The following is an 11,874-nucleotide window of genomic DNA, read 5'->3' as shown; positions in this document are numbered from 1 at the left end:
TTGTTACTTCAAAATGTGATATTGCTTCAATTAATGATCTTTCCAGTATGATACCAGGTTCATTATAGTTGCTGATAAAAAAAGCGCACCTAAAGGTGCGCTTGATGAAATTAAACTCGAATTATCAATTAATTTAACGTCTTAACTGTACTTCGTTCAACAATTTCAGGGTGCATTTCGAAGACGCGTTTTTCGTGGTCTTTGTCTTTGATGCGCTCCAATAGAATTTCGAATGCATTCTTACCAACACGACGTTTTGGTTGGTGAACTGTCGTTAACGGCGGAGAGAAGTATTCAGCGAGTTCGATGTTGTCGTAACCGATCACTGAGATATCTTCAGGAATGCGGATGCCTTTTTCTTGCAGTCGGCTCATTAAGCCGAGTGCCATTGTGTCGTTAAAGCAGAATACCGCCGTTGGACGATCTTCCATCTCAACGATTTGTTCTGCAGCAAGAACAGCCGTATCACACTCGAAGTTGCCTTCGATGATCATATTGTCATCGGCAGAAATTTTAGCTTCGTTAAGTGCGCGCTTGTAACCGGCAATACGTTCAACACATGCTGCTTTGTCTAAGTGGCCACTTAAACATGCAATCTTAGAGTGACCGCGTTCAATAAGGTATTTGGTCGCTAGGTAGCCACCTTCTTCAGAGTTATCGATGATCTTATCAGCTTGAGAACTCTCTGGGCCCCAGTCCATAATAACTTTAGGGATGTCAGCGTGACGGTCTAACATCTCTCTTAGTTCTTCAGTTAGGTCAGAACACATAACTAAGATGCCATCTACACGTTTCTCTGCAAGCATTCGAATGTAGTCACGTTGCTTCTCATAGATACCGCCCGTATTACACAGGATCAAAGTGTAACCTTGACGGTAGCAGTAGCTCTCAACACCATCGATAACTTCAGAGAAGAATAGATTAGTTGATTGAGTCACTAGCATGCCGATGGTGCGTGTTGTATTACACTTCAAGCTACGAGCAACAGCACTTGGTGCATAGTTCAGTTCATCTACGGCTTTGTTTACTTTTTCTTGCGTTGCTTCTGCAACAAAGCGAGTTTTATTGATTACGTGAGAAACGGTTGTTGTTGATACGCCGGCTAAGCGAGCGACATCTTTTATAGTGGCCATGGTTTTATCCTATTAGAAGCTACTTTCCCAAAGTACGGAATAAAGTAGCCGTTAAGCTACCTAACTAAGAGCTTAAATTTGTAGGGCTCTTTGGGTACTAAAAGTGCTAAAAAACAAAAAACCGCTATTGAGCGGCTTGTCTTAACACCGAAATGCTCAAAACTATAATAAGCATAGCATTTCGTGAATGTTTCATATTTTATCGTTTGCGGTCACAATTTTAGACTGACTAGAAATTACTCGCAATAAAATTCACCCGGAAATCCGGGTGAATTGTCACATTCTTCTGAATTTATTTAACGAGTCATCCAATAAGCTATTCACCAGCTAAATATTGAGTGTCTAATTGACAGAATGCGAGTAGCAACGATGAGACGGAGGCGTAGAAACCGAATTCATCAACGTCATGACATTTCACGTTGAACTTTGGTAACCAAGTCAGTAGTTGTTGTTCGATAAACTGCTGTTGAGCGGCAAATGAATTCTCTAGTTCTTCTTCAATATTCGTTTCGTTTGAACGAATGATCAAGTTACCAAGGAAATCGAGTTCGATAGCAATGTGGTCTGCTGGCTCTTTTAGATCTTGGTTCACAACTAAGTTGTGCTTAGCCATGATCTCTTCCATATCTTTTGCTGGCTTATCATTCAAAAGGCCAGTTTCGCCGATATACATTGAAGCGTAAGGAAGAGCGCCGTGCTTATCTGTCTTTAAGAAAAGATCGCAAAAGTCTGCAGACAGTTCTAGCTGAGCATCTTCACGAGTTTGTAGGCGGTTCAGCGCATCCACTAACTTATCAATCGCTGGCTTTAGTGTCTCATTTTCGCCTAAACCAGTTAGGAAAGAACGAATTTCAACAGAGTGGTAGTGATCGAGTTCTTCTTGAGTGAGCTCTTTGGCAAATAAGCTTGATAGCCACCAGTATATTTCTGCTCTTTGCTCGTTGAACGCTTTCGTATCTTTCATTTGTTAGATCCTGACTTAGTCTTGTGATGTTGCTTATATGCATCTTGAAGTCACTTGGGCATAAGCACACCAAGGCTGAATAACAAGGTTATTTGCGAAACGCAAAGTTACTCGTTAGTAGTAATGCCTATATTGAATTGCGATGGACGATAAATAGCAAGGTTTAAGATTGTCTTGTATCAAAAAAAATCCATGTTTCTGGCTTTTATCTTCTGTACCACTAGAATTGTTACTAGTTATGAATAGAATAGTCACTGAAACTATTAAATAAGAAAAGTGGTGTAGATGAGCTATCACGTATTAGTCGTAGAAGATGATGTGGTAACCCGCAGTAAACTGGTTGGATACTTCCAGAACGAGGGTTACACAGTGAGCGAAGCAGAAAGCGGCGCTCAAATGAGAAACGTGTTAGAAGAAAACAACGTTGACCTCATTATGCTGGACATCAACTTACCAGGCGAAGATGGATTGATGCTAACTCGCGAATTACGCAGTCAATCAGACATTGGAATTATTTTAGTTACTGGACGCACGGATAGCATCGACAAGATCGTAGGCCTTGAAATGGGCGCTGACGATTACGTTACTAAACCCTTCGAACTTCGCGAGTTATTAGTTCGAGTTAAAAACCTACTTTGGCGTATCTCTGCTGCTCGTAAAACAGCAGCGGGCGCTGTAGAAGAAACATCAGATGAGTCTGTGGTTCGTTTTGGTGAGTGGACATTTGATATCCCTCGTCGTGCGTTAAGCAAGAACGGCGAACCAGTGAAACTGACCAAAGCAGAATACGAACTGCTAGTGGCTTTGTCTTCTTACCCTAATCAAGTATTAAGCCGCGAACGTATTTTGAATATGATTAGCCACCGAGTGGACGCGCCTAATGACCGTACTATCGACGTGCTGATTCGTCGTATGCGTGCAAAAATGGAGTTCGATCCTAAGAACCCACAAATCTTTGTGACGGTTCACGGTGAAGGTTACATGTTCGCTGGTGATTGATTTCCTTCGGAAGTGATTAATCAACAACGACATTTAAACGTAAAAAGCCGAGACACCATTGATGTCTCGGCTTTTTTATTGCTTAGCTTTCATTGTTAACGAACAGAGAACCTAAAAATACTTGCCGACTCAGTCTGCTCAGTATGAGTGTAAAGATTCAATTGGCTTACTGAGGCTGAGCCGCAGAAACTTCACCGTCATCTTCAACTAAGCTGGAAGCTTCTGGAATCACCGGCTCTTCAACAATGTCATTGCTTGTATCAAGCCAATCACGTAAATCTTGCCAAACTAATCCCATGGTTTCGTGCCAGTAACGCTCAGTCTGCTCAAGGTAGAGAGCTTTTGGCATGTACTTATTCCAAGGCTCAACAACGCCTTCTTGTGCAAGGTAGTTGGTTGGTGCAGGCAGTGGTTTCATACCAGCTGCATGGAATTCATTGAGTGCACGAGTCATATGGCTCGCTGAAGTCACCAGAACCATTTTTTTATTCTTAACGAACGCAGCGGCTTGGCGAGCTTCTTCCCAGGTGTCTTTTGCGGTTTCAAGCAGAATGATGTTGGGCTTTGCTACGCCAAGTGCTAATGCAACTTTAGCCATCATTCTTGCGTTACTGACTTCAGTGCCTGCGCCATAGCCAGACAAAATAAGTTTTGCACCAGGGTAAAGGCGTAGAATACGAATCCCTTCACTTAAACGCATCAGACCGGTGCGGCTAAGTTCTGATGTCGGTGGAATTTGGTCGTCTACGACGTGACCACTTCCAAGAACCATCACGTAATCGACGGTTTCATCGACAGGTAAAAATGCGGTGTGTTGCCTTTCCATTGGCATTAAAAGTTGACTAGAAACTGGTTGGAAAGCGATTAGGAAAATACCACATAGGGCTGAAAGGGTGATTAAGCAACCCGTCTTCCTTTTGGTAGTAAACATCACTAGGGCTAAACCCAGAAAAGCGAGAATTAACATTGCTGGCAGTGGCATCAATAGCGAAGACACTACTTTTTTCAGCTCAAACATATCCGAATAGTCCGAAAAAACATCACTTAGTAGTAAAAAGAGACATCGCCTCTTTATTCCTGAAATTCCTGTGACAGAATAGCAGGCACGATAGGACATAATAACTCAAGTAGCCGTGACTGAAGACCGTAATTTCGACGATATTGCCCACAAATTTGCAAAAAATATTTACGGCTCTGACAAAGGAGAGATCCGTCAGATCATCGTATGGGAAGATTTAGAACAAGCTTTGAGCAAGTTTGAGCAATCAGCTTCGCCGCTGCATGTGCTTGATGCTGGAGGCGGCCTTGCGCAGATGTCGCAAAAAATTGCGTCGCTTGGGCATAACGTTTCTCTGTGTGATCTCTCTTCTGAAATGCTGAAGCTCGCCGAAGAAAGTATCAGCGAAGCGGGTTTGCTAGAGCAATATCGATTTATTCATTCACCGGTACAAAAAGTCGCAGAACATCTCGATGAGAAAGTCGATTTTGTGATGTTTCATGCCGTAATGGAATGGTTAGCCGATCCTAAAGAGGCGCTTGATTTATTGCTTGAACAAGTTAAGCCAGGTGGTGTTGCCTCGATAATGTTTTACAACCACCACGGATTAGTCCTGAAAAATGTGATTTGTGGCAACATTCCTCATGTATTGAATGGGATGCCACATCGAAAACGGTTTAAGCTGCAACCACAAAAAGGCTTGAAGCCGGAAGAGGTTTATCAATGGATAGAAGACGCTGGTCTAGAAATCTGTGGTAAATCAGGCATTCGCTCTTTCAGTGACTACATAGGTAATATGGAGTACATGGGAGATTACCAATTTGAAGATGTATTGGAACTGGAAAAACAGCTATGTCGCCAAGAGCCATATCTGTCACTAGGCCGTTATATTCACGTTTGGGCTCAAAAACCTGCGCAATAACAGCGGTGAATGTGGTAAAAGAAGCCACAACATGCGCTATGCAATCGTAAGAAGCCCGCGTCATAAAGAAATAGGCGTAATATCTAATACATTCGATATGACGAAGAACAGTAACAGGAACCACAATGAGTGAAATGACTCAAACTGCCGAAGAGCAGCCAATTGATGAGTTGGTGGGCTGGGTCAAGCAGCATGATTTTTCATTAAACTTGCCACCAGAGCGCTTAGCATTTTTGATTGCTATCGCAGTACTAAGCAATGAAAGGTTCGATGAAGAGTTGGGCGAGGGTGAACTGCACGATGCATTTACCATCGTCACTCGACTGTTTGAAGATACTGGCGAAGCGTCCGCGTTTCGTGCCAACAATGCCATCAACGAGTTAGTTAAACAGAAGTTGATTAGCCGCTTTACCAGCGAAATCACCGATGGTGCGAGTATTTATCGCTTATCACCATTGGCGATTGGTATTTCAGATTATTATTTACGCCACCGTCAGTTCTCTAAGTTGAAACTGTCTATCCAGCTTTCTATGGTTGCGGACGAGATGGCAAAAGCCATTGAAGCAGCACAAAAAGGCGGAACTCCAGGACATTGGAGAAAGAATGTTTACGGCGTGCTCAAGTATTCTGTTGGTGAAATTTTCGATCAGATTGATCTTAACCAACGTGTTATGGATGAGCAGCAGCAAACCGTTAAACAGCAAATTGCCGACCTTTTAAACAAGGATTGGCGAGAGGCGATTAACAACTGTGAAACCTTGCTTTCAGAAACCTCGTCCACACTAAAAGAATTGCAAGACACCTTGCAAGCGGCGGGGGATGAACTGCAAACACAGATCCTCGATATTCAAGAAATTGTTTACGGTGACGATGAACTCGAGTTCGTTGGCGAAACCCTGTTCGGCTTGCAGATGAAGCTAGACCGAATCACCAGTTGGGGCCAACAAGCCATCGATTTATGGATCGGCTACGACCGCCATGTTCACAAGTTCATCCGTACCGCGATTGATATGGATAAAAACCGCGCCTTTAGCCAGCGCTTGCGTCAGTCAGTCACTGACTACTTTGATGCGCCTTGGTTATTGACCTACGCCGATGCTGAGAAGCTGACGGATCTTCGTGATGAAGCGCTCGTGCTTCGTGATGACGAAGTGATGGGACAAGCACCAATCGACGTAGAGTACGAAGAATTTGAGCAAGTAAATGACCTGCTTTCAGATCGAATTGCAGAGATGTTAAAAGCTCACAAACAGCAAGGCGCGCCAATTGATCTTGGCCTTGTGTTACGCGATTACCTCGCTGCACACCCTCGCACACACCATTTTGATTTAGCCAGAATTGTTGTCGACCAAGCCGTGCGCTTAGGTTACTCAGAGTCTGACTATCAGGCTATTCAGCCAGATTGGCAGGCAATTAACGATTTCGGTGCAAAGGTACAAGCAAATGTCATTAACAAGTACTGATGATTACATGCCAGAGAAACTGGTAAAAGCGATAGCGAACCCACTGTTCCCTGCGCTAGATAGCATGCTGCGTTCAGGTAAGCATGTTTCAACAGAAGACCTAGATAACCACGCGTTGCTGTCTGATTTTGAAGTTGAGCTTCAGCATTTCTATCAACGCTACAATACGGAATTGGTAAAAGCGCCGGAAGGTTTCTATTACCTGCGTCCGCGTTCTACGTCTCTGATTGGTCGTAGTGTGTTGTCTGAGCTCGACATGTTGGTTGGCAAGGTGTTGTGTTTCTTATACCTAAGCCCAGAACGTCTTGCTCATGAAGGTATCTTCACCAACCAAGAACTGTTTGATGAGTTGATGTCGTTAGCGGATGAGAAAAAACTCATGAAGCTAGCAACCAACCGTGCGAATGGTTCTGACCTAGATAAAAAAAAGCTGTTCGAAAAAGTACGTACTTCTCTACGTCGCTTACGCCGTATCGGTATGTTGATTGCGATTGGTGAAACCGGCAAGTTCCGTATCAGCGAAGCGGTATTCCGTTTTGGCGCTGACGTTCGTGTTGGCGATGATATGAAAGAAGCGCAGTTACGTCTTATCCGTGATGGTGAAGCTGTGGTGCATACCCAAGAGCCTAACCAAGGTAGCTTGTTGAATGAAGAACAAGCGGAAGCCACATCAGAAGTAGATGCAGACGTAGACGAAAACGGTCAACAAGACATTTTTAACGATCAAGCTGACTTTGACCTTGAGTCAAATGCTGGCGAACAAACAAAAGTAGAAGGTGAAGCATGATTGAAAGAGGTAAGTATCAATCATTAACCATGGTCAACTGGAACGGCTTCTTTGCGCGTACTTTTGATATTGATGGATTGGTTACAACGCTTTCTGGCGGTAACGGTGCGGGTAAGTCGACCACAATGGCGGCATTCATCACAGCACTGATCCCTGACCAAAGCCTTCTGCATTTCCGTAACACAACGGAAGCGGGTAGCTCACAGTCATCTCGTGATAAAGGCCTTTACGGTAAGCTTCAGCCAGGCGCATGTTATGCCGCACTAGATGTTGTGAACTCTCGTAATCAGCGTCTATTGTTTGCAGTAAAACTGCAGCAAGTCGCGGGTCGTGATAAGAAAGTCGACATTAAACCGTTCGTTATCCAAGGCCTTCCAAGCCATGTGAAACCAACGGATGTGTTGATTCAGAACGTTTCAGACAGCCACGCTCGCGTATGTCAGTTGAACGACGTGAAAGCGGCGGTTGCACAATACGAAGGCTCGCATTTTAAGGCCTTCTCTTCGATTGTTGATTACCACTCGCAAATGTTTGAATACGGTGTGGTACCGAAGAAACTACGTAACAGCAGCGACCGTTCTAAGTTCTACCGCCTAATTGAAGCATCACTTTACGGTGGTATCTCAAGTGCGATTACGCGTTCTCTGCGTGATTACCTGTTACCGCAAAATGGTGGTGTGAAGAAAGCGTTCCAAGACATGGAATCAGCACTACGCGAAAACCGTATGACGCTAGAAGCGATCAAAACGACTCAGTCGGATCGTGATTTGTTTAAGCACTTGATCACTGAATCTACGAACTACGTGGCAGCAGATTACATGCGCCATGCTAACGATCGTCGCAACAAGCTTGATCAAACCATGAAGTTCCGTGGTGAACTGTTTGGTTCGCGTGAAACCTTGCATGATCAAAACAACTTGTTGAACCGTGTTCAAGAAGAATTAGAGCTGTTGGTCGATCAAGAGTCGGCACTAGAGCAAGATTATCAAGCGGCTTCGGATCATCTTCAATTAGTTCAAACTGCACTTCGTCAGCAAGAGAAAATTGCCCGCTACAGCGAAGATCTAGAAGAGCTTAACGAGCGTCTAGAAGAGCAAATGATGGTGGTTGAAGAAGCTCAAGAGCGAGTACTTCTTGCTGAAGAGCAGGCAACCATCACTGAAGAAGAAGTGGATAGCCTGAAAACTCAGCTTGCTGACTACCAACAAGCGTTGGATGTTCAGCAAACGCGTGCACTTCAATACCAGCAAGCGGTTCAAGCATTAGAGAAAACTAAGCAGTTGCTTGGTGATGAATCTATTACGGCAGAAAGCGCACTAACTCTGGTTTCAGAGCTAAAAGCACAAGAAGAATCAAGCACTCAAACGCTACTGTCGACGAAGCATAAACTAGACATGTCTTCTGCTGCTTCTGCACAGTTCGACAAAGCGCTCGCTCTTGTTAAAAGTATTGTGGGTGACGTTGAACGTAAAGAAGCGTCTAGCAGCGCTAAACAAGCGTTAGAGAAAGGTCGTAACGCAAAACACGTTGTTGAAAATGAACAGCAGTGGCGTGCTCAGCACCGTGATATGGCTCGTGATGTGGCTCAGCAGCGTCAAGCAAAAGAGCTTGCGACTGAATACCAAAAGCAACACAACATTTCACTGACTGACGAAGCGGTTTTCGACGAAGAGCGCGAACGTCATGCAATGCAGATCGAAACGCTTGAGTACGCTCAAGAAGAGTTACGTGAAGCGAAAAGTGAACAGCGTCGTGTACAACAAAACCACGACCAAGAGATTCAAAAGCTTGAGTCCATTGCTCCAGCGTGGATCACGGCAAACGATGCGCTTGAAGCATTAAGAGATCAAACCGACGCTGAGCTAGAAGATAGCCAAGCGGTGATGACTCAAATGCAGCAAGTGCTTGAAGATGAGAAATCTCAAGCGGTAGCAAAAGATCAGTTGGCTACGCGCCGAGCTGAACTTGAGCAAGAGATTGAGCGTTTAGCTTCGCCAGGTGGCTCTAACGATCCTCGTTTGAAAGGTCTGGCGGATACGCTTGGTGGCGTGTTGCTTTCTGAGATCTACGATGACATCACGATTGGTGATGCGCCGTACTTCAGTGCGATGTACGGCCCAGCTCGTCACGCAATTGTGGTTTCTGATCTTGATGGTATTAAAGAGAAGCTGGTGGATCTTGATGATTGTCCAGAAGACCTTTACATCCTAGAAGGCGATGTCGACGCGTTTGATGACAGTTCATTTAATGCCGATGAGCTTGAAGGCGCAGTATGTGTTCAGCTGAACGATCGCCAAATGCGTTACTCACGTTTCCCTGAGATCCCACTGTTTGGCCGTGCGGCTCGTGAACAACGTCTAGAGAAATTGCGCGAAGAGCGTGACGTTGTTGTTGAGAACCACGCGAAAGCCGCGTTTGACTCTCAAAAGCTGAATCGTCTATATCAAGCATTCAACAGCTTTGTTGCAAAGCACCTGCACGTTGCGTTTAACGCAGACCCAGAGCAAGCACTTGCTGCGATTCGTGATAAGCGTAATCAAATTGTTCGTTCTCTGGCTGAGCTTAACTCTAAAGAGCAGCAGCAACGTAGCCAGCTTCTACAAAGCAAGCAGGCACTCGGTGCGCTAGATAAATTAGCTCCAATGGTTCGTATTTTAGAAGACGAAACATTGGCTGAGCGCTTAGTTGAATTAGAAGCACAACTAGAACGTCTGAGTGAAGCTAAGTCTTACTTGAATACGCACGGCAAGGCGCTTGCTTCTCTAGAACAGATCGTATCTGCACTAGACGCTGACCCAGAGCAGTTCGAAGCTTTGGAAGCCGAATATCGTCAAGCTGATAACGCGCTACAAACGCTAAAAGGCAAAGTGTTCGCACTGTCTGATCTGATTGAGCGTCGTCACTACTTTGCTTACGCAGATTCTGTTGATTTGCTTAACAAGAGCAGTGAACTGAGCGAGCAATTAAAAGCGAAACTGGTTCAAGCTGAACAAGCAAGAACCAAAGGCCGCGATGGTTTGAAGCAAGCTCGCGAACAGATGAACCAATACAACCAAGTATTGGCGGCACTGAAGAGCTCACATCAAGCGAAGCAAGAAACGGTTCAAGAGTTCAAACAAGAGCTACAAGAGTTTGGCGTAAACGCTGATGAAGGCGCTGAAGAGCGTGCTGTACGTCGTCGTGACGAGCTTCAAGAGCGTCTGCACACATCTCGCAGCCGTAAGAGCGAATACGAGCGTACGATTACGTCAACAGAACTTGAGATGAAAGCCCTAGCTAAGCGTCTTAAGAAAGTTCAGAAAGAGTACACAGAACTTCGTACTTTCGTTGTTGCAGCAAAAGCAGGCTGGTGTTCAGTACTTCGCTTAGCTCGTGAAAATGATGTTGAACGTCGTTTGCACAAGCGTGAACTGGCTTACCTAACGGCGGGCGAGCTTCGCTCTATGTCGGATAAATCACTGGGTGCGCTACGTCTAGCTGTAGCTGACAATGAAGATCTACGTGATTCGCTGCGTCTATCTGAAGACAACGCACATCCAGAGCGTAAGGTTCTGTTCTACATTGCGGTTTACCAACACCTTCGTGAGCGTATTCGCCAAGATATTATTCACACGGATGATCCGGTTGAAGCAATCGAAGAGATGGAAGTGGAGCTAGCTCGACTAACAGAAGAGTTGACGCAGCGTGAAAATCGCCTGGCAATCAGCTCTGAGTCCGTAGCAAGCATCATCAAGAAAACGATTCAGCGCGAGCAGAACCGTATTCGAATGCTGAACCAAGGTTTGTCTAACATCTACTTTGGTCAGGTTAAAGGCGTACGTCTGAACGTTAAGATCCGTGAAAGCCACGAGATCTTGCTATCAGGGCTAGCAACTCAACAAGAGCAACACAAAGACTTGTTTGAATCAACGCGCTTTACCTTCTCAGAAGCGATGGCGAAGTTGTTCCAACGAGTGAACCCGCATATCGATATGGGTCAACGTTCTCCACAGGTTCTTGGTGAAGAGCTACTGGATTACCGTAACTACCTAGAGCTGAGTGTTGAAGTTAACCGTGGTTCAGATGGTTGGTTACAAGCTGAATCGGGCGCATTGTCTACGGGTGAGGCGATCGGTACGGGTCAGTCAATCCTATTGATGGTTATTCAGAGCTGGGAAGAGGAATCTCGTCGACTTCGCAGTAAAGACATCGTTCCATGTCGTTTGTTGTTCCTTGATGAAGCAGCACGTTTGGATTCTAAGTCGATCTCTACGCTGTTTGAACTGTGTGACCGTTTGGGTATGCAACTTCTGATTGCAGCACCTGAAAACATTAGCCCAGAGAAAGGTACAACCTACAAACTGGTTCGTAAGGTCTTTAAAGATCACGAGCACGTACATGTTGTTGGCCTGCGCGGTTTTGCTCAAAACAAACCGGCATCCCCAGTTCAAGAGCTTATTGAAGAAGCTGAGCAATAACCTTGATAGCCGAGTCATAGCCTTGATAGCCGAGCAATAAGCTTGATAACTGAGTTATAAGCTCGAAAGCGACTCAATGATATTTGTACAAAGCCCCTAATCATTAGGGGCTTTTTTGTATCTTGAATCTAATTTCTTACTTCTTACTTCTT

Annotated in this window: 8 protein-coding genes; 5 read left to right on the top strand and 3 right to left on the bottom strand. The window is 44.8% G+C overall.

Going from position 1 to position 11,874, the window contains the following annotated elements:
• Positions 1-128: 128 nt before the first annotated feature.
• Together purR and torD are read right to left on the bottom strand one after the other, a co-directional pair.
• On the bottom strand, positions 129-1,133 hold the full coding sequence (purR, locus tag AB4512_RS11380; RefSeq protein ID WP_017063507.1) for an HTH-type transcriptional repressor PurR: 1,005 nt from the start codon (positions 1,131-1,133) through the stop codon (positions 129-131).
• 316 nt (positions 1,134-1,449) lie between these two features.
• The gene (torD, locus tag AB4512_RS11375; RefSeq protein ID WP_017062095.1) at positions 1,450-2,097 is read right to left on the bottom strand and encodes a molecular chaperone TorD; all 648 of its coding nucleotides are present in this window, start codon (positions 2,095-2,097) and stop codon (positions 1,450-1,452) included.
• A 285-nt stretch (positions 2,098-2,382) separates the two neighbouring features.
• Here torD and torR point away from each other — a divergent pair, with 285 nt between their 5' ends.
• On the top strand, positions 2,383-3,096 hold the full coding sequence (gene torR / locus AB4512_RS11370; RefSeq protein ID WP_017067841.1) for a two-component system response regulator TorR: 714 nt from the start codon (positions 2,383-2,385) through the stop codon (positions 3,094-3,096).
• Positions 3,097-3,262: 166 nt separating this feature from the next.
• Here torR and elyC read toward each other — a convergent pair whose 3' ends face one another.
• On the bottom strand, positions 3,263-4,114 hold the full coding sequence (gene elyC, locus AB4512_RS11365) for an envelope biogenesis factor ElyC (protein ID WP_372107057.1): 852 nt from the start codon (positions 4,112-4,114) through the stop codon (positions 3,263-3,265).
• Between the two features lie 115 nt (positions 4,115-4,229).
• On the opposite strand from elyC, the gene cmoM reads away from it, so the two are divergent.
• From cmoM to mukB, 4 genes are all read left to right on the top strand, one after another.
• Positions 4,230-5,015 (top strand): tRNA uridine 5-oxyacetic acid(34) methyltransferase CmoM, encoded by a 786-nt coding sequence (cmoM, locus tag AB4512_RS11360; RefSeq protein ID WP_017063509.1) that lies wholly within the window; start codon positions 4,230-4,232, stop codon positions 5,013-5,015.
• A gap of 125 nt (positions 5,016-5,140) precedes the next feature.
• A complete protein-coding gene (mukF, locus tag AB4512_RS11355) occupies positions 5,141-6,478 on the top strand; it encodes a chromosome partition protein MukF (RefSeq protein WP_017055049.1) in 1,338 nt (445 codons plus the stop codon).
• The gene (gene mukE, locus AB4512_RS11350) at positions 6,459-7,265 is read left to right on the top strand and encodes a chromosome partition protein MukE (protein WP_372174928.1); all 807 of its coding nucleotides are present in this window, start codon (positions 6,459-6,461) and stop codon (positions 7,263-7,265) included. The genes mukF and mukE overlap by 20 nt, the downstream gene beginning before the upstream one ends.
• Positions 7,262-11,722: a chromosome partition protein MukB gene (mukB, locus tag AB4512_RS11345; protein ID WP_372174927.1), complete on the top strand. Its 4,461-nt coding sequence runs from the start codon at positions 7,262-7,264 to the stop codon at positions 11,720-11,722. The genes mukE and mukB overlap by 4 nt, the downstream gene beginning before the upstream one ends.
• The last annotated feature ends 152 nt before the right edge of the window (positions 11,723-11,874 follow it).

The sequence above is a fragment of the Vibrio sp. 10N.222.52.B7 genome (assembly GCF_041474275.1).
In the GTDB taxonomy this organism is placed as follows: Bacteria; Pseudomonadota; Gammaproteobacteria; order Enterobacterales; family Vibrionaceae; genus Vibrio; species Vibrio crassostreae_C.
This window is presented reverse-complemented; position numbering and strand designations above follow the sequence as displayed.